The organism is uncultured Granulicatella sp. (assembly GCF_963528315.1).
Taxonomy (GTDB): domain Bacteria; phylum Bacillota; class Bacilli; order Lactobacillales; family Aerococcaceae; genus Granulicatella.
Genome location: NZ_CAURVV010000014.1, coordinates 1 through 23,565, shown reverse-complemented (window position 1 = coordinate 23,565; position 23,565 = coordinate 1). Strand labels below are relative to the sequence as shown.

The following is a 23,565-nucleotide window of genomic DNA, read 5'->3' as shown; positions in this document are numbered from 1 at the left end:
TTTCTCAAAAAATGAGGCTGGGAGTTTTTCCCAACCTCACCCAAATTTAATATTTACTATTAGTCTTCAACAACTAATTCAGATAATTGTTCACCTAAACGATCTGCTAATGAAAATGTAACATCTTCTTCAGGTAACACGTATTCTTCTTCCACAACTTCTTCAACTTCAGGTTTTTCAACAACTGGAGCTTCTTCTAAAGCTTTAATACTTAATGAAATGCGTTTTTCAGCTTCGTTTACGTCTAAAACTTTAACAGATACTTCTTGTCCTACTTGAAGAACTTCTTGAGGAGTTGCGATATGTTTATGAGCAATTTGAGAAATGTGAACTAATCCTTCTACTCCAGGGAATAATTCAACAAATGCTCCAAATGCTGCAAAACGTTTAACAGTTCCTACTAATGTAGAATCAACTGCTGCACGCTCAGTAATATTGTCCCAAGGTCCAGCAACTGTTTCTTTAATTGATAGAGAAACACGACCTTTTTCAGCATCTAGTCCAATTACTTTTGCTTCTACAGTTTGACCAACTGATAAGAAATCACTTGGTTTTGATACATGTTGATGAGAAATTTCAGAAACATGAACTAATCCATCAATTCCTCCTAAATCAATGAAAGCTCCAAAGTTTGTTAAACGAGCAACTTTACCTGTAACGATAGCTCCTTCATAAACAGCTTCTAGCGCAGAAGCACGTTTTGCTGCTTTTTCATTAGCAACGATTTCTTTACGTGATAAAATTAAACGATTATCTGCTGGTAAAATTTCAACGATATCAAATACTAATGTTTGACCTTTAAATTGTTTTAAATCTGAAACGAAGTGGTCAGAAATCATTGAAGCTGGTACAAATGCACGCACACCTGCATCTACAACTAATCCACCTTTAACTACGTCTTTTACAGTTCCTTCAACTTGTTCATGATTATCTGCTTTTGCTTGAAGTTCTTCCCAAACTTTACGAGCATCTACACGACGTTTTGAAAGTAAGAAACTACCGTTTTCTTTATCTTTAATAGGTTTAATAACTACTAAATCTAATACATCTCCCACTTTTACGACATCTTCTACTTTATCAAATGGAGTTGCTGATAATTCATTAAAAGGAATGACACCTTCAACACCTCCACCAATAATACCAACAATAGCCTGTTTATCTTGTAAAACTAGTACTTCTCCTTGAACTAAGTCTCCAACTTGGATATCTTTTACAATATCAAGCGCATCTTGCATTGTTTGTAATTCTGACATTTGACTTCCTCCTATTACGCAACCATTCATTCGAACGAAAAAATTATTCTAAAAATTAATTTTTTCTCCTTTTTACATCATATCACTATTTGTATCACAATTCTAGTAATATCCTTTTAAAACGCCTATGTTATTGGTTCTTTTGAATCAATGCGGTCACAGTTTTTACGACATCTTCAATCGTCATTGTAGTTGTATCAATTTCAATCGCGTCTTCTGCTTTTCTTAGTGGTGATTCTTTCCGAGTAGAATCAATATGATCACGTCTACGAATATCTTCCACTAATTCTTCATAAGACATCTCAATGCCTTTTTCTTGATTTTCAATAAAACGACGTTTAGCACGTTCTTCTACACTTGCAACTAGGAAAATTTTAATTTCTGCTTGCGGAAGTACAACTGTTCCAATATCTCTTCCATCCATAATAATTGAATGATTTTCTGCAATTTCTTGTTGCAAATGAACCAATCTAGTACGAACTTCTTTTATAGCTGAAACAGCTGAAACATTTTTAGTGACTTCCACACTTCTAATTTCATCTGTTACATCTTCACCATTCATAAATACACTTTGTTTTCCATCTTGCATTGAAAATCCAATTTCAATCGTTTGAACTAACTTTTCAATTGCTTCATGATCATCTATAGAAATTTTATTTCTTAATACTGCCAAAGTTACGACTCTATACATTGCTCCAGTATCTAAATAAACAAAATGATTTTCTTTCGCAATTAATTTTGAAATGGTACTTTTTCCAGACGAAGCCGGTCCATCAATTGCAACTTGCATAACTTATATCTCCTTTAATTTCTTAATTATTTTGCCCTATAACAACCTAAAAGGCTGGACTTGCTGCCCAGCCTTTAGCTGTTATTGTCTTGGTTGTAATACTTTTAATTGCATTCCTGGCGAAATGTTATTACCTGATAATCCATTAATAGATTTCAATGTTGCTACATCCATACCATGGTTTACTGCGATTCTATATAATGTTTCACCCGCTTGAACAGTATATGTTCCATAAGCACCATTTTGAGAAGTTTGCGCTTCAGCAGTAGTTTGTTCTCTTTGTTGTTGTCTAGCTGCATCCGATGGTGCTACTGTAGTAGATGTTACACTTGTTTCATTAGCTTTTGTTTCAGTAGATTTTGCCTCAGCTGTCGTTGTTTCAGCTGTTGTTATTTCAACAACTTTTGTTAACATTACCTCATCTGCTGTACGAGGTTTTACTTCAGCTTTTGAACTTGACCAATAGAACCACATCATAAATAATAATGGAGATACTACAACAACGATAAATACAAATAATAACACACTTAATAATGGTGCTACTGCTTTACCATTAGAGTTACGAGCACTACGTGAGTATTGACGTGCTTTCTGCGTATCTTCACCAAATTGGCGATCCCATGGTTGTTCTTCTTTTGGGCTTCTTTCATTATTTAAATTATCACTCATTAAAAATCCTCCTAAATTCAACCACTGTCGTCATTAGACTTTATTCATTTAAAACTATAGCACATTTTCGTAATAATATGCAATCTTTTCAATCTATAGATAATATTTTAGCACATTTTTTGTGATTGTCATTGCTTTTTTTAAAAATTTTAAATGTTTTGAAAATTTTTTTGAAATGTGAGACACTAAAACTACAAATATCATATTTATAATTGGAGGGAGATTTATGGTTTCAAAAAAACTACAATCAATTTATGGAAAAGTTGACTGTGAAAGTTGTATTGCTTGTGGAATTTGCCAACTAAAAGCAAGTAATCTTTTTGAATATGATAATAATGGTATAGCGTTCATGAAACATGACGATAATACCGGAACCCTACCAATTCCTGAACAAGAAATGGAAGCTTTTAAAGAAGCCTACACCCACTGTCCAACAGGAGCCATCAAACGAAAGAATTCTCCTTTTTAAATTAAAAAAACACTACGGCAGCAGATACCTTTCAATATCTGCTGCCGTATTTTACTACTATTAGAAAAGTTAATTTACAACAATACACGCATCAAGAATTCTTTTGTTCTTTCTTTTTGCGGATTTGTAAAGATTTGCTCAGCAGTTCCCTCTTCAGCAATAACCCCTTTATCCATAAAGATAACACGGTCACTAACGTCTCTAGCAAATTCCATTTCGTGTGTCACAATAATCATTGTTAATCCAGTATGGGCTAAACTCTTCATTGTTTCTAAAACTTCATTCACCATTTCCGGGTCTAATGCAGAAGTTGGTTCGTCAAATAATAATACATCTGGTTGCATGGATAATGCTCTAGCAATCGCTACACGTTGCTTTTGTCCACCTGACAATTGACGAGGACGAGCATTTAAATAGGCACTCATTCCAACTTTCTCTAAGAAACCTTTCGCAATTTCCTCAGCTTCTTCTTTAGATTTTTTCAACACTTTAATAGGACCAACTGTACAGTTTTCTAATACATTTAAGTTATTAAACAAATTAAATTGTTGGAAAACCATTCCTAAATGAGTACGATATTCATAAATATTTGTATCCTCATCTAAAATATTTTTTCCGTTATATAAAATTTCACCAGAAGTTGGTTTTTCTAATAAGTTTACACAACGTAATAAAGTAGATTTTCCTGAACCTGAAGAACCAATAATCGTTACTACTTCACCAGATTCTACTGAAAATGAAATATCTTTAAGGACTTCATGAGTCCCGAATACTTTATTTAAATGTTTAATCGTTACTACTTCTTGACTCATGATTCTTATCCTTTCCCTTTCGTTTTTTCGTATACAGATGCCATTGAATTTGAATTTAATGGATCTGAATGAATGATTTCATAGTTATCAGGGCCATCCATTCTACGTTCAATATAACGTAAAATTTGTGTTAAAACAGTTGTCATAATGAAGTATAAAATCAATGTGACAAAGAATGTTTCAAAATAACGGAAGTTTGCTCCCGCAACTGTTTTTGTTGCAAAATATAATTCTGAAACAGAAATTACGTTCAATACAGAAGTATCTTTGATATTGATTACAAACTCATTTCCTGTTGCAGGTAGAATATTACGAATAACTTGTGGGAATACAACATTCATCATTGTTTGAGTATGTGTCATCCCAATGGCTTGAGCTGCTTCAAATTGTCCTTTGTCGATAGAAATAATCCCTCCACGAACAATCTCAGACATATAAGCCCCTGTGTTAATCGATACAATAAAAATCGCAGCAAATGTACGATCCATATCAATTCCAAATGCTAAGGCAGATCCATAATAAATAACCATTGCTTGTACAATCATTGGTGTTCCTCTAAAGAACTCTGTATAAGCTGTTAAAATGGCATTAGCAATTTTTAAAGCAATTCTTTTCGAACCTTTTTCTGGCATAGGAATAGTTTTTACTAATCCTATTAATAATCCGATTCCTGTTCCAATAATTGTCCCAATAATAGAAATATATAAGGTTACCCAAGCTCCATTTAGAAACATTGGCCAATTATCTTGTATAATTTTGATAATCCATTCAATATTCATCTTTTGCCCTCTTTCTTTTTTTTAGTTATGTATCTAGAAGGGTTTCCCCTTCTAGTTTAGTAAAATATGTTTATTAGTTAGCAGCTGGTTGATTTTTGATTGCTTCATCCATAATTTGTTGACGTTCAGCATCAGAAATTTCTGATAAAGCTTTGTTGATAGCATCTTTCAATGGGCTATTTTTTTTCAATCCAACAGCTGTATCTGTATCTTCATCACTTGCTTGGAAACCATCTGTTAATTTAATCATTACAAAATCTGAATTTGCAGCTTGAGCAGAAACACCTTCTGGTAATTCAGAAACATAAGCATCAATTGTACCAGCTTGTAATGCTACACGCATTGCAGGGAAGTTATCCATTGCAGGTTGTTTTGCAACGCCTGGGATTTGATCAATCACGCTATAATGGAAAGTGTTTAATTGTCCAGTTACTTTAGCGCCTGAAAAGTCAGCTAATGTTTTAGCTTGTTCAAATTTACTACCTTTTTTAACAATCATTACTAATTGTGATTTGTAATAGTTATCTGAGAAATCAATTGCTTCTTTTCTTTCAGCAGTTGGACTCATACCAGCTATGATTGCATCTAGTTTACCAGAAACAACGCCTGGTGTTAAGCCATCCCACTCAGTTTTTACAACAACTAATTCTTTATTTAATTTTTTAGCGACACGTTTAGCAATTTCAACATCATAACCGCCAGCATAATCATTTGTTCCTTGGATTTTCACAGCTCCGTTAGCATCTGTTTGTTGTGTCCAGTTAAATGGTGGATATCCTGCTTCCATCCCAACAACTAATTGGTTGCTTGATGATTTACTTCCACATGCAGCTAAACCTAAACCGATTGCTACCGTTAATAATCCTTTTAATAAATTTTTTTTCATAAAAACCCTCTCCTCTTGGTTATAAACTTTGGACTCAAATAAAAAAGAGAGATCACGAACAAAAGGTTCGCAATCTCCCCTGAATAGACTCTTATCCTAAAAAAGTGTACAGAAAAAATTAGCATAAACTGCTTTTGCCCGGCAATTGATTGCACTTCACACTGTTCTGGGCAGAGAGTGTGACAGTGACTGACCTATTATGACCAGCCCCCAACATAGCTTTGCTACATTTCGGCGAAATCCCCTTTCCGTAATCACGTACTTTTGTCATCCGCGCCTCAAGTTCAATAACCATATATTTAATTAAGTAATGTCATTCTAACAAAATGAAAATATGATGTCAACTATTTTCATTTAATTTTCATTATTAATTTTGTGTTGGAGATGTGCTGCTTAATAATTGTTCATAAGCAAATTCAAATTTTTGTACATCTCCTGCTCCCATAAAGATAATAACAGCATCTTTATACACTAACAATGGTGAAACATTTTCAAGTTTTAATACAGTTGCTCCACCTTCCACTAAAGCTGCTAAATCTTCAATCGAAACATTTCCTGATTTTTCACGTACTGAAGCAAAAATATCACATAAATAGACATCATCAGCTAAAGATAATGCTTTTGCAAACTCATCTAATAATGCAATGGTTCTTGTAAATGTATGTGGTTGAAATACCGCTACAATTTTTTTCGTTGGATATTTTTGTCTTGCAGCATCTAATGTTGCACGAATTTCAGATGGGTGATGTGCGTAATCATCAATGACTGTAATCTCTTTAATTTTTTTCTCTGAGAAACGACGTTTTACTCCACCAAAAGTTTTTAAATTAGTTGCCAATTCTTCTGGATTAAAATTATTTAAATAATAAAAAGTAATAATCGCTAATGCATTTAAAATATTATGAGTTCCAAATGTTGGAATATCAAATTTACCATAGTATTTACCATGGATAAAAACATCAAAATGACTACCTTCTGTATCTTTTTCAATATTTTCTGCCACAATATCATTGCCTTTAGCAATTCCATAATATGTAATTGGTGTAGTCACATCCAATTGATGTAATCTTTCATCATCTCCACAAGCAATAATCCCTTTTTTCACTTGACGACCAAATGATTCAAACGCACTTTGTACATCATCAATATCTGTATAATAATCAGGATGATCAAAATCGATATTTGTCATAATTGCATAATCTGGTTTATAGGCCATGAAATGACGTTTATACTCACAGGCTTCTAATACAAAGTATTCAGACCCTTCTACCCCATGCCCTGTACCGTCACCAATTAAATAGCTTGTTGGTTCCATCGCACTTAAAACATGTGCTAATAAACCTGTTGTACTTGTTTTTCCATGCGAACCAGTAATAGCAACACTTTTATATCCTTTTAATAATTCTCCTAAAAATTTATGATATCGAATGACTTCAATTCCTTTTTCTCGTGCAGCTACTAATTCTTCATGGCTATCTGGAAATGCATTCCCTGCAATAACAATTTGTCCTTCTTGAATATTATCTGCACTAAAAGGGAACATTTTAATGCCAGCATCTTCTAAACCTTTTTGGGTAAAGAAATAATTCTCCAAGTCCGAGCCTTGAACAGAATATCCTTCTCCATGTAATACTAGGGCTAAAGCACTCATCCCAGAGCCTTTTATACCCGTAAAATGATAAATTTTACTTTTATCCATGATCAATTCCACTTCCTATGTTTACTTTTTACTATATGGTAAAGTATCTTTCCCTTGTTCTTGTTCCATTATCCATGATAGTGAACGATTCATTGCTCTTCTCTGCTTACCAGGTAAAGGTTTCAACTCTGGAGCTAATACTTCCATTGATTGTGTATCGGGTAAAGTCTTCAATAATGTTTCTTGTACCATTTGACTAGAAGATAAAGAAGTATTCACTCTTTTTTGTAATGGAGTTTGTTTTTCAATCTTTTGAGATTTTCTCTCAACTTCTACTTCTTCTACTGTCACTAAGGGTGTTTCTTCACTAGAAAATATAAGTAACTCTTCCGCATCTCTTTTTAATTCATTTTCTAATTCTTCATATGCAACTTGTTTTTTTACATTTTTAACAGGAGTCATCCCTTTTAAAATCGAAGGAACTGTTGAAGGTGTAAAACGAGTACGAGTTGGTTTTTCTTGTAAAAAACTACGCCATTTATCTCGATTGTTTCCTCTTTGACTACTTTCTTTAAAAGATTGAAAAATTCCTTCTTTTTTTTCAGGGTTCATTTTTTCTTCTAATGCTGAAGGAGTTGGATGAGAAAAAGGAAGATAATGTTCCACAATGGCTTCTTCTTTCATCTCTTCTTGTTCAGATTCAAATGCTACCTCTTCTTTTGGGTGCAAATGATTGGGAAAATCCACCCATTTTGTTTGAAAATTTTGCTTATTTGGTAAATATTGGTTACTAATTTCTCTCATCGAACGATGGTTATTTGACACAAATACCACTCCTCTTCGATTTATTAACCTTTAAATGGCTCTCCGATAACTGCATCATCATTTAACACTAAAATTCCTTTTTTAGCAGGCGCATTTTCTAATCCTAATTCACGAGCTGAACATAACATTCCGTGACTTTCTACCCCACGTAATTCTCCTGACCAAATAATGCTTCCATTTGGCATTACAGTACCTGGAGTTGCTACTACAACTTTTTGTCCTGCTTTTACATTTGGAGCTCCACAAACAATTTGTAAAACTGTATCTTGGCTTACACGTGTTTGTGTAACATGTAAATGATCTGAGTCTTCATGAGGAACACAAGTTTCTACATAACCAACAACTAAAGTATCTTTTGGAGATAAATCTAATGAATCACCATCAAATCCAGCTTCTTGAATTAATCTTTTAACTGTTTCTTGCTTTTCTGCAGATAAAAATTGTTGTCCTGCTTTTTCAAAACGAATATGGTTTGAAATTCCTGCAATATTATAGCCAATCACTGTATTCGTTTTTTCATCGAATACACGTGTTACTCCATTTTTAGTTTCAATCGCTACATCATAACGGTTTGCCGCTCCTGATGTTAATAATAATGTATCTGAAATACCTTCTTGATTATAAAAACTTAACCACATAATAATCTCCTTAAATTTATTTTTTTAATTAATTTGTTCTTCCATCTAAAATTGTATCAACTGTACTACGATCTAATGCACGAATCGTTTGAATAACCATTTCACGAGCCGCTTCATAGTCTTTAATCGAGAACATTGTTTGATGTGTATGAATATAACGAGCACATACCCCAATCACCGTACTTGGAACACCTTGATTCATTAAGTGAGCTTTCCCTGCATCTGTTCCACCTTGAGAAACAAAATATTGGAATGGAATATTATGAGTTAAAGCAGTATCTTCTAAAAATTCCTTCATACGAGGTAACGTAATTAAACCTGGGTCTAATATTCTTAATAAGAATCCTTGATCTAAATGTCCAAATGTATCTTTTGAACCTGTTAAATCATCTGCCGCAGAACAGTCTACAGCAAAGAATAAATCTGGATTGAATTTTGTAACACTTGGTCCTGTACCACGTAGTCCAACTTCTTCTTGAACATTAGCACCAGCAATTAGTGTATTTGGCAAAACTTCATTCTTCAATTCACGTAAAGCTTCTAATACTACTGTACAACCATAACGATTATCCCATGATTTTGCAATCATTCGTTTTTTATTCGCTGTCCAAATTGTTTCCACTAAAGGAACAATTGTATCTCCAGGACGAACCCCATATTCCTCAGCTTCTTCTTTTGAAGTAAATCCAGCATCAAATAAAATATCTGTTACTTTCACTGCTGCTTGTTGTCCACCCGCTGCACGTAATAAATGTGGAGGAATTGAACTTGAAATAACAGGATAATCTCCTTTACGAGTTTGCAATGTAAAACGTTGCGCAGAAACGACATATGGATTCCAACCACCTAATGGGCTAACTTTTAATAAACCTGTTGAAGTGATGTTTGTCACCATAAATCCAACTTCGTCCATATGAGCAGCAATCATAATTTTAGGAGCATTCGCATCTTGATGTTCACGAACTCCAAAAATGCCACCTAAACCATCTTGCTCAATACGATCGACTAATGGCTCCATTTCTTTTCTCATAAATTCTCGAACATTTCTTTCATGTCCACTTGTTGATTGTAATTCTGTTAAAGTTTTAATTAAACTTTCTGTTTTCTTTTCCATTGTTCTTGCCTCCATAAGAATAAAAAGCTCTAATGTACCGTTCCCAGTCCTTTCAGAGCTCCTTTAACCGTCACTCTTTGATGAGTATTCCTCACCCTTAGGCTGACGCTATTTTATATAAATCTAGAACTGCACCTGTTTTGGCATCTGCATAAAATTCGTATTGTACCAATTCTTCTTGTTCTTTACGAGTAATGCCACCATAGTATACATATCCACTAAAATCTTCTTGTTCAATATACACAGGTTCCATTTCAATCCATGAACCTTCAATTGTACCAACAACTGTAAATAAACGACGAACATTTCCTACAATGATATCCCCATTTACTAGTTTCTTTTCATAAAATTTAGAAACAAGCCATGCACCAACAAAAGCACCGGCTGCAAGGAATAATCCTGCTGTAAAAGATGATTTATTTTCTGACATTTTACTCACTCCTCTATTTCACTTCATAGGGATGACGCTCTTTTGGGAAAATTGCTTCTACTCGATAAATTGGATGTCCTTTAGCAGAAAACTTTTCTTCATATTCGGTCATCACATTGCCTTCAAACTCTACTTGGTGTAAATCTAACCATACTTGCTTTAATATCATTCCAAATTGAGAAAATGAAGCTAAACTATATTCAAATAATCCACGATTATCTGTTTTAAAATGAATTTCTCCTTCTAACGGCAATACTTGTTCATATGCTTTTAGAAAATCAGCATGAGTTAAGCGTCTTTTAGCATGACGTTTCTTAGGCCATGGATCAGAAAAATTCAAGTAAATTCGATCAACTTCACCATCTGCAAAATAATCTGTTACTGTTCCACCATCAATATGTAATAATTGTAAGTTTGGAACTTCTGCTGCTAACGCTTTTTCTAACGCAACAACAATCACACTTGTTTGAATTTCAATCCCAATATAATTGATTTCTGGATTTTTCTTTGCCATTTCACTAACAAATTGTCCTTTTCCAGATCCGATTTCAATATGAATCGGATGATCATTTCCAAATCTTTCTTTCCAGCGTCCTTTCCATTCCTCTGGATTTTGAATCACCATTTCTGGATGAGCCAACAAAGTATCTTTAGCCCATGGTTTATTTCTTAAACGCAATTTAATACTCCTCTTCTTTCATCAAACGATGATTATAAATTGATTTTACAACTAAAATCTTTTCATTCATTTCATAATAACGACCTTCAAAATGACTTTTCTTAATAAAGTTTAAACAATTCATCAACGCATACCATTCAATTCGTTGGTAAATATTCGTTGATAAATTTAACCCATAAGCATCTAACCATTCACCCCATTGATGAACAGGAATGTATTGGGTTAAAATCATCGTTAAATCCGATACAGGATCAGCTAAACGAACCATTTCCCAATCAATTAAATATAATTTATCATTTGCCAATAAGAAATTACGACGATCTAAATCACCATGACAAACAGTTTTTCCTGCTTCTAATACAAGCGGTAATGTTTCTTTTAAATAATCTAATACTTCTGATAAGAAACGATGACTTTGTAAACCTGACTGTAAATTTACTAAATAATCTTCAATGAAATGCTGAGCAGTATATTCTTCGCCTTGAATTTTTTGAAGCATTAATAGTAAATTAGGAGACTGATGGATTTCTTTTAATAAATCAATCACTTCCATCGAATTCATTTCTTCAGTTGTTAAGGATCGACCATTTAACCATTCTTGAGCTGTTAGAACATCTCCATTTCCAGCTCTCTTGGTCCACATTAGTTTAGGAGCAATTCCCTCGCCTGACAATGCAGCTAAAAATGGTGAAGAATTTCTTTTTAAAAAGACTCTCTCCTGCGCTCTCACTGCCATATATGCTTGTCCGGTATCTCCCCCAATTGGATGTAATTCCCATCCTGCATCCATATTTTGTTCCATATTTCTATCCCTACCGACCATTTCTTGAGTTTATTCGTTATCTTTCATTTTATGCTGTCCCAATGTTTCCGTCAAGCTTCACGGTTAAAATCTATCTTCTTTTCTTTTTACGATTTAGACGTGGTTTTAAATAACCATATAAAAAGGCAGCAGATAATACGGGATACCAAAAAAGTCCTGCTAATACGAAAGCATTTCTCGAGACTAAAGCAGTTACTACACTAATAATGATACTTGCTCCAATGACTAATTGTAAAACAACTCCAATAAAATCATCCATCATCTCTTTTGGATCATATAAGGAATGAATATAAATCGAATGAGCTTTAGGATGTTTGTATAAAGAAGTAAATTGGAAACAAATCACCAACATCATAATCGATTGAATCGCTAGAATCCAGTACCAAATGGAACTAGCAAATGATAATAACACCGTTACGACTATCATTTGAAGGAATACTGAAACATAGTTGGAACTTCTTAACGCTGTTCGAACTAATAAATAACGATAGGGGTGAATACGATTTGGTGTTAAACGTTTGACGAAAATATCCAATGATTGGTTTCTCTTCGCTTGATGTTTCTTTAAAAAAGGCACATCGACAAACAAAGCAATGACTCTAAAAATTCTTTGCTGACGTACTTGTTCTTTTTGAATCATTTCATTCCAATCAAAATTCACCGTTTTAGCAGATGCAAAACGATAAAGTCCAATTGCAAGAACTGCTAATACTTGTGTCATCGATAAAGAGAACACTTTTGGAATAAAGGAAAGAATTCCAAACAAACAAATACTATTCACCAAGTAAAGTGCTACATTATAAAAAGAATTTTTCGGTAACTTTCCTTCAAAAATTGATTTTTGAATCATAAAATGGAATCCTTTTAGTGATAATAGCGTTACAAAAATAGCAATAAATGGAATCATTCCGTTCCCATATGCTTGCATAAAAATCGGCAACACAAAAATCGTTGCAATAAAATTCATCACTAATGGAAAAATCCAACTATAACGAATCGCACGTTTAAAATAGGGTTTAAAATCTTCCCCAATTACACTTAAAAAGTGTAAATCAGCCTCTTCTACATAAGTAGCAATTTCACCAAATAATGGAAAAACAGCTAATAACAAACTAATCAATAATATCAAAGGCCATTCTAAAATACGAATCGTTTTTAACCAAGTTGAATATTGAAATAATAGAAAGCCCAATAAGAAAAAGACAACAATCATAAAATGATCATTCATCATATATTTGGCATATTTCATTACTTTTTTCTGATAAGTCTTGAAACGACTTCCCCACAATTGTTCACTATTCATGATGATCACCTGTATTCGTTGTTAATGCAAAATACACGTCTTCTAATGAAGTTTCATCAATTCGAACTTCGCCTTTAAGAGTTTCTAAATCTCCTTGTGCTTGAACTAATCCATCATGTAATACAATGAAACGATCACAATATTTTTCTGCAGTATCTAGCACATGCGTAGACATTAAGATTGCCGCTCCAGATTCTTTTTTCTCTCTTAAAACATTTAATAATGTACGAATTCCTAATGGATCTAATCCTAAAAATGGTTCATCTACCACATATAATGGAACGTCTAACATTAAGGCACAAACAATGAGTACCTTTTGTTTCATTCCTTTTGAAAAATATGCGGGGAACCAATCTAATTGCTTTGTTAAACGAAATTGTTCTACTAATTCCATTGCTCGATGCATCGTTTCTGGCGTATCTTGTTGATACGCACGAGCTGTTAATTCGATATGTTCTCTAAAGGTTAATTCTTCATATAAAACAGGTGTTTCCGGAATGACTGCAATCAATTTACGATAATCTCGAACACTTTCTGCTACCGTATGTCCTTGAATCGAAATTTCCCCTGAAAATGGTTGAATAAAATTTGTAATACATTTAATTGTTGTACTTTTCCCTGCTCCATTTAATCCAATGAGTCCACAAATTTCCCCTGATTGTACTTCAAAAGAAACTCCTTTAATAACAGGAACTTGAGTATAACCAGCTGTAATATTATCTACTTTTAATGTCATAACTTTCTCCAATCCTACACAATTTAGCATTATTATATCAAAAAAACACTCTAGTTCCTAGAATCTTTCATTTGAAGAAAAACTTCGCGATTTCATTGCATTCCTTCACTACTCATGGTACGATTTGCCTATACAATTTAAGGAGGTTTTTATCATGTCAGATTGTATTTTTGATAAAATTATTTCTAAAGAAATTCCAGCACATATTGTTTATGAGGATGAGGTAGTCATTGCCTTTTTAGACTTAGGGCAAGTAACCCCTGGTCATACATTAGTCGTGCCAAAAAAACACGTAAAAGATATTTTTGAATATGATGAGGAATTAGCTGCAGCTGTTTTTAGCAGAATTCCAAAAATTGCTCGTGCTTTAAAAGCAATGAACCCAGATGTAAAAGGGGTAAATATTTTAAATAATAATGGTGAAGTCGCTTTTCAAAGTGTATTCCACTCTCATATCCATTTAATTCCTCGATACAAACACGAAGAAGGTTTTGGATTAAAATGGGAAACTCATGACTATTCTCACGAGGAATTAGCAACTATCGCACAAAACATTGCCAAACATGTGGAGGGATAAATATGAAAATCATTTATGTATTAGACAAAAATAATGGTGTTCTTTTCAATCATCGTCGTCAATCAAAAGATGCTTCTTTAATTGAAAACATTGTAAGCAAAGTAAAACAAGAAAATGGAACTTTATATGTATCAGATTATTCTAGAGAATTATTTGAAGGTACTGATGTTTCTATCCAGTCGTTAGCCGAATTTAATCTTTCTGTTTCAAAAGAAAATGATTTTGTTTTTGTCGAAAATGAAGATATTCAACTTCACGATTTTAAAGGTGAGGTAGATTATTATTTCTATAAATGGCCAAGTGTTTATCCAAGCGATAAAAAATTAGAATTACCTTTGAATGATGTTGAAGTCGTTCAAAAAGAACAATTTAAAGGAAATTCTCACGATGAGATTTACTTAGAAATTTGGAGAAGAAAATAAGATGAAAAAATTTGTTAAAGGATTACTCTTCGGAAGTATTGTTGGTGGTACAGTAGCTCTATTAACAACTAAACATAATGGCAAAAAAAATCGTGAAAAATTATATGAGAATATCGTGAGCTTATCTGAAGATATTTCAACTTTAAGTAATGGAATCCCTGTTCTTCAAAAAGGAACACAACAATTACAATATCGAATTATTCCACAAGTCAAAGAACTATCTGAAGAAATAATGGAAGATGTACAAAATTTTAAACATATGAGCCAACCTCGTATTAAAAGAATCCAAGCACATCTATCATTGTTAAATAAACATATTCAAGAAGCAAAAAAGGAGAACGTATGATTCGATTATTTGCTAGTGATATGGATGGTACGATTTTACAAGACCATTCCACTATTCATCCGGATAATGTTAAAATGGTCCACTATTTACAAGAAAAGAATATTCCATTTGTCATTTGCTCAGGAAGAGATTTTTACCAAGCTTCTCTCTGCTTAGAACCTGCAAATATTCAATGCCCTGTCATTGGATTAAACGGAGCCGTTATTTATCAAGAAGATGGAACTATTTTAAAAGAAGTCACTCTTTCTCATGAAGATACAAGAAAACTTATTCAAAAAATTGAGAAATATCATAACAATTGGGATATGATGACTTCAAAAGGATTATTCTCTTTACACTTTGCAGAAAAATTTGCAAAACGAGTGGCTACTTTTAAAGAAAATCATCCAGATCTTACTCTTGAAGAATTTGAAGCTGAGCTTGAAAAATTGAGAAAACTTTTTGATGCAACAGATATTTCTAGCGTTGATGAAGTTTTAGAAGATCCAACGATTAAAATTTATAAGGTCTTAACTTCTAATTACGAAGCTGAAGATTCATTAATGGAAATTAAATCTTATGTCGAACAAGAACTGCCTAATCTAGTCGTTACTTCATCATATAAAACAAATATTGAAATCACTCATAAAGATGCTCAAAAAGGAATTGCACTTCAATATTATGCAGAAACTTTAGGAATTTCAATGGATGAAGTTTTTGCAATTGGTGATAATTCAAATGACGTTTCTATGTTAAAACTAGCTGGTTATAGTGTAGCAATGGGAAATGCTAACCGAGAAGCAATGAACACTGCTAAATATCAAACAGATGATAACAAACATGGTGGTGTTGCAAAAGCCATTCAACAATGTTTAGATCAACAACGTTAAATCTATTACCTCCTTTAATAAGGGGGTAATTTTTTATATCTTCTCCTTTTTTATAGTAGGAGGTGATTTTATGGAAGCAGATATTCTTCAACCGTTCATCGCTTTAATTAGCAATATGGGATTTCCAATTGCAATGAGTATTTACTTACTTCATCGAATGGAACAACGGTTAGATACAATGATTCATTTGTTAACTGAACTCAATCATCATTTAAAGAAAGAGTGAATCCATTACAGATCTCATGTCAGAAAATGTAACATGATATGAGACCTGTTTTTTGTTTTTCACATTAAAATCTAGTAAACTAGACCCACATTAATTTTTAACAATATGGAGGTCTTTATGAAAATACATAAGAACATTAAGAAAAAGAGCTTCTGGATTAGCTTATTAGGAATTTTATTTTTCCTTCTTTCTACTCCAATTGAAGCTGCAACAAAAAAATATACGATTGCAACAGACACAACATTTGCCCCATTTGAATTCCAAGATACTTCTGGTAATTATGTTGGAATTGATATGGATTTAATCAAAGCTATTGCAAAAGAAGAAAATTTTGAAATTGAAATCAAAGCTTTAGGATTTAACGCTGCGGTTCAAGCTTTAGAAGCTGGACAAGTAGATGCTGTTATCGCCGGAATGAGTATGACAGATGAAAGAAAACAAAAATTCGACTTCACAGATTCATACTTTGATAGCGGTATTGGAATGGCAGCAAGTACTTCAAGTAATATTAGTACTTATGAAGAACTACGCGGTAAAAATGTCGCAGTAAAAATTGGGACGCAAGGAGCTAGTTTTGCTTCTTCTATTAAAGATCAATATGGTTTTACGATTTCAACATTTGAAGATTCAGCAAATATGTATCAAGACGTAGTCAGCGGAAATAGTGTGGCTGCTTTCGAAGATTATCCAGTATTAGGATATGCCATTCGCAGTAATCACTTACCAATGACCTTAACTTCTTATAAAGAACAAGTCACTCAATATGGTGTTGCCGTATTAAAAAATCAAAACACTGAATTTATCGAAGCTTTCAACCGTGGATTAGCTACTTTAAAAGCTAATGGTGAATACGATAAAATCATTAATAAATATATTGGAACAGACGATTCAACAACTGCTTCTACTGAAGATACAAGTTTATTAGGATTATTAAAAACAAACGCTCCTACTCTTTTAAACGGATTATGGAATACAATTTGGATTACATTTGTTTCTCTTGCAATTGCAACAATTATCGGTGTTCTTTTAGGATTAATGAGAACTAGCCGTATTTCTATTTTAGAAACAATTGCAACAATTTACATTGACTTTATGCGTGGTATTCCACTAATTGTTTTAACATTCTTCATTTATTTCGGAATTCCTCAAGCATTAAATATTCGTTTAGATGCTACTATTGCAGCTATTACAACATTAGGATTAAATGCTGCGGCTTATATTGCTGAAATTGTTCGTGGTGGTATTAACGCGATTGATAAAGGACAAAGTGAAGCAGCAATGAGTTTAGGATTACCATATTACAAATCAATGCAAAAAATTATTTTGCCTCAAGCGATTCGTTTAATGGTTCCTTCATTTATTAACCAATTTGTCATTACTTTGAAAGATACTTCAATTTTATCAATCATAGGACTTGTAGAATTAACACAAACTGGTAAAATAATTATTGCAAGAAACTTACAATCAAGTTCAATGTGGTTTATTGTTGGAATGATGTATTTAATCGTCATTACTCTACTTACAAAAATTTCAGCACGTTTAGAAAGGAAGGCATAAGATGGCAATTATCGAAGTAAAAGGCCTTAAAAAGAATTACGGTGAATTAGAAGTCTTAAAATCGATTGATTTAGAAATCGAAGAAGGACAAGTCGTTTGCATTATCGGTCCTTCAGGATCAGGAAAATCAACATTTTTACGTTGTTTAAATCGTCTAGAAAAAACAACAGAAGGTAAAGTTATTGTAGATGGATATGATTTAACGGATAAAAATACTGATTTAAACTTTGTTCGTCAAGAAATTGGAATGGTATTTCAACACTTTAACTTATTCCCTCATTTAACCATTAAAGAAAATATCACATTAGCTCCTGTTGAATTAGGACGTGAAACAAAAGAAGATGCAGACAAGCACGCTTTAGAATTATTAAGAATGGTTGGACTAGAAGATAAAGCAGATGTTTATCCCAAAACATTATCTGGTGGGCAAAAACAACGTGTGGCCATTGCTCGTGCTTTAGCAATGAAACCAAAAATGTTATTATTCGATGAACCTACTTCTGCTCTTGACCCTGAAATGGTTGGAGATGTATTAGAGGTAATGCAACAATTAGCAAAAGATGGGATGACAATGGTCGTAGTAACTCACGAAATGGGATTTGCCCGTGAAGTAAGTAACCGTGTGATTTTCATGGATGGTGGATATGTTGTTGAAGATGGAACACCAGAACAAGTCTTCAAAAATCCACAACACAATCGTACAAGAAACTTCTTAAACAAAGTATTACATTAAGAGATGAAAAGACTTTTGGGGATTTCCAAAAGTCTTTTTATTCGATATTAGAAAGGAACAACTCATGAATCATAAGGAAATCATTCAATCGATTCAAAAAGAAATGAAAGAATTTTTTACTCAAGAACATACTGGACATGATTGGTACCATATTGAACGGGTATGGAAAAATGCCAGAAAAATTGCTGCAAATTATCCCGAAGCTAATCAACTTCATATTGAATTAGCTGCTCTACTTCATGATCGATATGATCATAAAATTGTCGATAATGTAGAAAAAGCTAAATTAGAAGTTAGAGATTTATTAGGACAACATGGATTATCAAAAGAATTGATTGAAAAAATTCTCTACTCCATTGATGCTGTTGGGTTTCGCAATGGGAAGAATCCACTTCAGCCTATTTCGATTGAAGACAAAATTGTTCAAGATGCGGATCGTCTAGATGCGATTGGTGCTATTGCTATTGCTCGTACTTTTGTATATTCCGGTGCACATCAGCGTCCGATTTATACGGGTGAGTCTCAAGAGATTTTAGAAAAAGCTGAGCAACTTGAAGATACTGCTATTGGACATTTTTACGAAAAATTATTAACATTGTCTGACACTTTGCATACACCAGAAGCTCGTGAAATCGCAAAAGATCGTCATAAATTTATGAGAGAATATTTAAACCAATTTTTCGCAGAATGGGAAGGATTAAAGTAAAAGTTTTTTACTCGTGAATAGGAACAGAAAAAATTTTCATGGTAGCCGGACGCCAGTAGCCCCCTTTGGGGTCTCTTGGCTAAAAATTGAGCCTTGGTCTCAATTTTTCCTTGTCATATAAGCCACTGAACTTGTGGCTTATATGACTGCTACGATGAAAATTTTTCTGTTCCTTTTCACTCTCTTTTAATTGAGAAACGAATGAGTCAGTAGTAATACGTCCAGAAAAATCTATATTATTTACGTATTCTCATAAATTCACGTCCAATGAAATAGACTTTTCCCAGTAGCAGAAGTATTATCAACCAGATTTGGTTGATAATACAGGAAACTTTGAGACCTTAGGCTCAAAGTTTAGGCATGAGATTCGTATTTACGAAGCTGCTGCCGTCCTTTGCTACATTCAGAAAAGTCTAATTTTATACCTTTTACAGTAATTCAGTACGCTTTATAAAATCTTTGTTACTCTTTGTTTCTCTTAATTGCTTCACGATTTGCTCGCTTGTTTCTAGTCCGTCACCTTTCATTGTGTTACGAACTTTCCACACTGCTTCTAAAACATGAGGTTCCAGTAAAATTTCCTCTTTACGAGTACCTGAACGTTTTACATCAATTGCAGGAAATACACGTCTTTCGGCTAATTCACGAGATAAATGAACTTCTGCATTCCCCGTTCCTTTAAACTCCTCATAAATCACATCATCCATACGGCTACCTGTTTCAATTAAAGCTGTTGCTAAAATTGTTAGACTACCACCATCTTCGATATTTCTTGCAGAACCAAAAAATCTCTTTGGACGATAAAAAGCAGCCGGATCAATTCCCCCACTTAATGTACGTCCAGAAGGTGGAATTGTTAAATTATACGCACGTGCTAAACGAGTAATACTATCTAATAAGACAATCACATCTCGACCATCTTCTACTAAACGTAATGCACGCTCTAACACTAATTCACTCACTTTAATATGGTGTTCTGGTGTTTGATCGAATGTTGAAAATACAACTTCAGCTTCTACTGTACGCTCAATATCCGTTACTTCTTCTGGTCGTTCATCAATTAATAAAATAATTAATTCAGCTTCAGGATAATTCGTTGTAATTCCATTCGCAATTTCTTTTAATAAACTTGTTTTACCAGCTTTTGGAGGCGCCACAATTAATCCCCGCTGTCCAAATCCAATGGGGCAAATTAAATCTAACATTCTTGAAGCAATTCTGCCCGTTGTTGTTTCTAATTGCATTTGCTTTTCAGGATAAAGTGGTGTTAATCCTGGAAAATGATCTCTTTCTTTAGCTTCTTCAGGATCTTTTCCATTGACTGCTCCAACTTGCATCAAGCCATTAAACTTTTCACCCGTACGTGGAGGACGAGCAGGTCCTGCTACTAAGTCACCATTTCTCAAGGCAAATTTACGAATTTGAGAAGAAGAAATATAAATATCTTCTTGGCTAGTAGAATAATTAATTGGGCGTAAGAAACCATATCCTTCCGCATTATTAATATCTAATACTCCTTCTACTTGGAAGAATCCAGTCGCTTCTTCTTGAGCTCTCATAATCGCTAGAGCTAACTCTTTTTTATTCATTTGCCCATAATAAGGAATTTTATAATGCTTCGCAAAAGCATACATTTCTTTTAAAGTCTTTTGTTGCAAGACTGGTAAAGTTACTGTTTCAATTGTTTCTGACATTTTAATCCTCTTCAATCATTTGAATATCGGCACCTAATTGTTGTAGATTTTCTACAATATGAGAATATCCTCTTAAAATATGTTCAATATTGCTAATCTTTGTTGTACCTTGAGCCATTAAACCTGCGATGACTAATGCTGCTCCAGCTCGTAAATCACTTGCAGCAACTTCACAACCTGTTAATGGTGTTGGACCAGTAATTGAAATCACGTCATTTTCTACACGTCCTAAAGCTCCCATACGATTTAATTCAGGGATATGATTGACACGTTTTGGATAAATTGTATCAATAATTTTCGCTTCTCCAGTCGCTTTCATTAACAATGGCGTAATTGGCTGTTGTAAATCAGTAGCAAAACCAGGATAAGGTAATGTTTTAATACTTACAGCTTTTAAATCTTTAGAAGGAGCTACATAAATATCTTCTTCTCCAATCGTCATTTTTACGCCCATTTCTTCCATTTTTGCAAGTAAACCTTCAATGTGTTCAAAAATGACATTTTTAACAGTCACTCCTTCACCAACTGCTGCAGCAATCGATAAATAAGTTCCTGCTTCAATTCTATCTGGAATAATCGTATGACGACATCCGTGTAACTCATCTACACCTTCAATACGAATCACACTAGTACCAGCACCTTTAATATTGGCACCCATTTTATTTAATAAATTAACTACATCAATAATCTCAGGTTCTCTTGCAGCATTTTCAATAATCGTTTTACCTTTTGCACGAACAGCTGCTAATAAAACATTAATCGTTGCTCCTACGGATACAACGTCCATATAAATACGAGTTCCTGTTAAGCCTTGTCCATTTGTAGACAAATAAATAGCTCCCATTTCATTACGAACATCTGCTCCTAATGCTTTGAATCCTTTAATATGTTGATCAATTGGTCTTGGTCCTAAGAAACATCCTCCAGGAAGTCCAACAACCCCTTCACCAAATTTTGCAAGAGTTGCTCCCATAAAATAATAGGAAGCTCTCATGCTTTGAATTTTTCCACTTGGCATTGGAATGGATAACATATTTGTTGGATCAATCGTTAATACTCCTTCTTCAAAAGTAGTATGAACATTAAAATCGCTCAAAATTTCAATTAATGCAGCGACATCTTGAATATCTGGAACACCTTCTAATACAACTGGTTCTGACGCTAAAATAGCAGCAGGAATTAATGCTACTGTACTATTTTTAGCACCACTAATTGTTACTTCACCAGTTAGTGGTTTTCCTCCATTAATGACTAATTTCCTCATTGATTCAAATCCTCTCTTAACATCTTCTATTCCATTATAACATGCCTTTGTAAAAAGGCATACTTAAAACTACATTTATCATTGTCACCCAAAATCAACAGCAAAGTTGACAATTTTGCTGAATCTTTATACAATTTGAATCAACTAAAGGAGGATTTTTATGACTACAAAAGAAGCTGTTTTACTCTATCTTCAAGAACACGCTGGTGAACCAATTTCCGGTGAAAAAATGGCACTTGCTTTAAATAAATCACGAACTTCAATCTGGAAAGCTATCCAATCATTAAAAAAAGAAGGCTATGCCATCGATTCTTCTACGAATAAAGGATATACCTTATCTGAAAATAATGATGTATTATCTGAACAAGAAATCAACCAAGAACTTACTCAACAGCATCATCCAATCGATTGGGTCATTCAAACAATGGAAAGTACTACCTCCACCAATGATCTAGCAAAACTATATGCGAATCAAAACTCTACTACTCCTGCGATTTTTATTAGTGAAGAACAAACAGCTGGAAGAGGACGTTTAGGAAGAAAATTTGTTTCTCCAGCTAAAACGGGGTTATATATTAGTCTTTGTTTATTCCCTACTATAGCATTAGAAGACTTGTCTCTCATTACTTGTGCGACAGCTGTAGCTTGTGTAGAGACGTTAGAAGAATTAACAGGGAAATCTCTGAATATCAAATGGGTAAATGATTTATTTTATCAAGATAAAAAAGTTGGAGGAATTTTAACAGAAGTCATTAGCGATTTTGAGTCTCAACAAGTTCAATCACTCATTGTAGGAATGGGCATTAATCTAGTTGAAGCTCCTGAGGCCTTTCCTGAAGAATTACACTCAATAGTTGGAAGTATTTTTTCTTCTAAAAAGGAATATAAAGCACAATCTTTTAATCGTAATCATTTTATTGCGACATTTTTAGAAAAATGGGCATTTTATTATGAAAATCTTTCTAAACGAGATTTTATTCCTTCTTATAGAAAACACTCAAATGTCATTGGAAAAGCTATCAAAGTCATTGAAGGAAACCATGTTTATCATGCTTTTGCAAATGATATTGATGAAAATGGACGTTTGATTGTCGAAAAAGAAGATAAATGTTTGCACGCATTGTCGTATGGAGAAGTTAGCATTCGTACGAAATAAATAATTAGTTTATAGGTTTATCAATAGTTATATAGAAAAAAGAAGCTCCGCATTGGCAGAGCTTCTTTTTTTCTTTGCTACATCAGACAAGTCCTACTTTAACTCATCCGTAAGGTCGTATAATTGATCCACTAATTTTCCTACATATGCAATGGCTTCTTTTAGTGGTT

Annotated in this window: 25 protein-coding genes, 1 pseudogene and 1 riboswitch; of the genes and pseudogenes, 10 read left to right on the top strand and 16 right to left on the bottom strand. The window is 33.5% G+C overall.

Translation table 11 applies throughout. From position 1 onward, the window contains the following. Window positions 1-59: 59 nt before the first annotated feature. The 3 genes from rpsA to RYK07_RS04805 all read right to left on the bottom strand — a co-directional run bounded on the left by rpsA (window position 60) and on the right by RYK07_RS04805 (window position 2,712). Window positions 60-1,253, bottom strand: coding sequence for a 30S ribosomal protein S1 (rpsA, locus tag RYK07_RS04815; protein ID WP_314852647.1), 1,194 nt, complete (start codon window positions 1,251-1,253; stop codon window positions 60-62). A gap of 130 nt (window positions 1,254-1,383) precedes the next feature. Further along, the gene (gene cmk / locus RYK07_RS04810; RefSeq protein WP_314852645.1) at window positions 1,384-2,043 is read right to left on the bottom strand and encodes a (d)CMP kinase; all 660 of its coding nucleotides are present in this window, start codon (window positions 2,041-2,043) and stop codon (window positions 1,384-1,386) included. 81 nt (window positions 2,044-2,124) lie between these two features. Then, window positions 2,125-2,712: an SAG1386/EF1546 family surface-associated protein gene (locus tag RYK07_RS04805; RefSeq protein ID WP_314852644.1), complete on the bottom strand. Its 588-nt coding sequence runs from the start codon at window positions 2,710-2,712 to the stop codon at window positions 2,125-2,127. A 226-nt stretch (window positions 2,713-2,938) separates the two neighbouring features. On the opposite strand from RYK07_RS04805, the gene RYK07_RS04800 reads away from it, so the two are divergent. Continuing rightward, on the top strand, window positions 2,939-3,181 hold the full coding sequence (locus RYK07_RS04800) for a ferredoxin (protein ID WP_314852643.1): 243 nt from the start codon (window positions 2,939-2,941) through the stop codon (window positions 3,179-3,181). A gap of 74 nt (window positions 3,182-3,255) precedes the next feature. On the opposite strand, the gene RYK07_RS04795 is transcribed toward RYK07_RS04800, so the two are convergent. From RYK07_RS04795 to RYK07_RS04745, 11 genes and pseudogenes are all read right to left on the bottom strand, one after another. Beyond that, complete coding sequence (locus RYK07_RS04795; protein WP_314852641.1) at window positions 3,256-3,993, bottom strand: amino acid ABC transporter ATP-binding protein; 738 nt, start codon at window positions 3,991-3,993, stop codon at window positions 3,256-3,258. Between the two features lie 5 nt (window positions 3,994-3,998). Further along, a pseudogene (locus RYK07_RS04790) lies at window positions 3,999-5,658 on the bottom strand (ABC transporter permease subunit). A 141-nt stretch (window positions 5,659-5,799) separates the two neighbouring features. Then, window positions 5,800-5,948: riboswitch (Lysine riboswitch) on the bottom strand. 77 nt (window positions 5,949-6,025) lie between these two features. Next, window positions 6,026-7,357, bottom strand: a complete 1,332-nt coding sequence (gene murC, locus RYK07_RS04785; protein ID WP_314852640.1) for a UDP-N-acetylmuramate--L-alanine ligase — start codon at window positions 7,355-7,357, stop codon at window positions 6,026-6,028. Between the two features lie 21 nt (window positions 7,358-7,378). Next, on the bottom strand, window positions 7,379-8,122 hold the full coding sequence (locus RYK07_RS04780) for a hypothetical protein (protein ID WP_314852639.1): 744 nt from the start codon (window positions 8,120-8,122) through the stop codon (window positions 7,379-7,381). A gap of 23 nt (window positions 8,123-8,145) precedes the next feature. After that, window positions 8,146-8,760 carry a YtpR family tRNA-binding protein gene (gene ytpR, locus RYK07_RS04775; RefSeq protein ID WP_314852638.1) on the bottom strand — a complete coding sequence of 205 codons (615 nt, stop codon included), beginning with the start codon at window positions 8,758-8,760 and terminating at the stop codon, window positions 8,146-8,148. Window positions 8,761-8,788: 28 nt separating this feature from the next. After that, complete coding sequence (pepA, locus tag RYK07_RS04770; protein WP_314852637.1) at window positions 8,789-9,874, bottom strand: glutamyl aminopeptidase; 1,086 nt, start codon at window positions 9,872-9,874, stop codon at window positions 8,789-8,791. A gap of 97 nt (window positions 9,875-9,971) precedes the next feature. After that, window positions 9,972-10,304 (bottom strand): hypothetical protein, encoded by a 333-nt coding sequence (locus RYK07_RS04765; protein ID WP_314852636.1) that lies wholly within the window; start codon window positions 10,302-10,304, stop codon window positions 9,972-9,974. Between the two features lie 13 nt (window positions 10,305-10,317). Further along, window positions 10,318-10,983, bottom strand: a complete 666-nt coding sequence (gene trmB, locus RYK07_RS04760; RefSeq protein WP_006702303.1) for a tRNA (guanosine(46)-N7)-methyltransferase TrmB — start codon at window positions 10,981-10,983, stop codon at window positions 10,318-10,320. Window position 10,984: 1 nt separating this feature from the next. Continuing rightward, a complete protein-coding gene (locus tag RYK07_RS04755) occupies window positions 10,985-11,785 on the bottom strand; it encodes a phosphotransferase family protein (protein WP_006702302.1) in 801 nt (266 codons plus the stop codon). 91 nt (window positions 11,786-11,876) lie between these two features. Then, on the bottom strand, window positions 11,877-13,109 hold the full coding sequence (locus RYK07_RS04750) for an ABC transporter permease (RefSeq protein WP_314852635.1): 1,233 nt from the start codon (window positions 13,107-13,109) through the stop codon (window positions 11,877-11,879). Next, window positions 13,102-13,845: an ABC transporter ATP-binding protein gene (locus RYK07_RS04745; RefSeq protein WP_314852634.1), complete on the bottom strand. Its 744-nt coding sequence runs from the start codon at window positions 13,843-13,845 to the stop codon at window positions 13,102-13,104. Before RYK07_RS04745 ends, RYK07_RS04750 begins: the two co-directional genes overlap by 8 nt. Before the next feature lie 154 nt (window positions 13,846-13,999). Between RYK07_RS04745 and RYK07_RS04740 the strand changes: the two genes are divergently transcribed. The 8 genes from RYK07_RS04740 to RYK07_RS04705 all read left to right on the top strand — a co-directional run bounded on the left by RYK07_RS04740 (window position 14,000) and on the right by RYK07_RS04705 (window position 19,281). Beyond that, window positions 14,000-14,422, top strand: coding sequence for an HIT family protein (locus RYK07_RS04740; protein WP_314852633.1), 423 nt, complete (start codon window positions 14,000-14,002; stop codon window positions 14,420-14,422). Between the two features lie 2 nt (window positions 14,423-14,424). After that, on the top strand, window positions 14,425-14,844 hold the full coding sequence (locus RYK07_RS04735) for a hypothetical protein (RefSeq protein WP_314852632.1): 420 nt from the start codon (window positions 14,425-14,427) through the stop codon (window positions 14,842-14,844). 1 nt (window position 14,845) lies between these two features. Then, window positions 14,846-15,190 (top strand): YtxH domain-containing protein, encoded by a 345-nt coding sequence (locus tag RYK07_RS04730; protein WP_314852631.1) that lies wholly within the window; start codon window positions 14,846-14,848, stop codon window positions 15,188-15,190. Next, window positions 15,187-16,059 carry an HAD family hydrolase gene (locus RYK07_RS04725; protein ID WP_314852630.1) on the top strand — a complete coding sequence of 291 codons (873 nt, stop codon included), beginning with the start codon at window positions 15,187-15,189 and terminating at the stop codon, window positions 16,057-16,059. Before RYK07_RS04730 ends, RYK07_RS04725 begins: the two co-directional genes overlap by 4 nt. A gap of 70 nt (window positions 16,060-16,129) precedes the next feature. Then, complete coding sequence (locus RYK07_RS04720) at window positions 16,130-16,285, top strand: YvrJ family protein (RefSeq protein WP_314852629.1); 156 nt, start codon at window positions 16,130-16,132, stop codon at window positions 16,283-16,285. 117 nt (window positions 16,286-16,402) lie between these two features. Further along, on the top strand, window positions 16,403-17,842 hold the full coding sequence (locus tag RYK07_RS04715; protein WP_314852628.1) for an ABC transporter substrate-binding protein/permease: 1,440 nt from the start codon (window positions 16,403-16,405) through the stop codon (window positions 17,840-17,842). 1 nt (window position 17,843) lies between these two features. After that, window positions 17,844-18,575 (top strand): amino acid ABC transporter ATP-binding protein, encoded by a 732-nt coding sequence (locus RYK07_RS04710; RefSeq protein WP_314852627.1) that lies wholly within the window; start codon window positions 17,844-17,846, stop codon window positions 18,573-18,575. A 64-nt stretch (window positions 18,576-18,639) separates the two neighbouring features. Continuing rightward, entirely contained in the window at window positions 18,640-19,281 is a 642-nt protein-coding gene (locus RYK07_RS04705) for an HD domain-containing protein (protein ID WP_314852626.1), read from the top strand. 428 nt (window positions 19,282-19,709) lie between these two features. Here RYK07_RS04705 and rho read toward each other — a convergent pair whose 3' ends face one another. Both rho and RYK07_RS04695 read right to left on the bottom strand, forming a co-directional pair. After that, window positions 19,710-20,975, bottom strand: coding sequence for a transcription termination factor Rho (gene rho, locus RYK07_RS04700; protein ID WP_314852625.1), 1,266 nt, complete (start codon window positions 20,973-20,975; stop codon window positions 19,710-19,712). Between the two features lies 1 nt (window position 20,976). After that, a complete protein-coding gene (locus RYK07_RS04695) occupies window positions 20,977-22,239 on the bottom strand; it encodes a UDP-N-acetylglucosamine 1-carboxyvinyltransferase (RefSeq protein ID WP_006702290.1) in 1,263 nt (420 codons plus the stop codon). Between the two features lie 160 nt (window positions 22,240-22,399). On the opposite strand from RYK07_RS04695, the gene RYK07_RS04690 reads away from it, so the two are divergent. Next, entirely contained in the window at window positions 22,400-23,395 is a 996-nt protein-coding gene (locus tag RYK07_RS04690; RefSeq protein ID WP_314852624.1) for a biotin--[acetyl-CoA-carboxylase] ligase, read from the top strand. Window positions 23,396-23,565 lie beyond the last annotated feature (170 nt).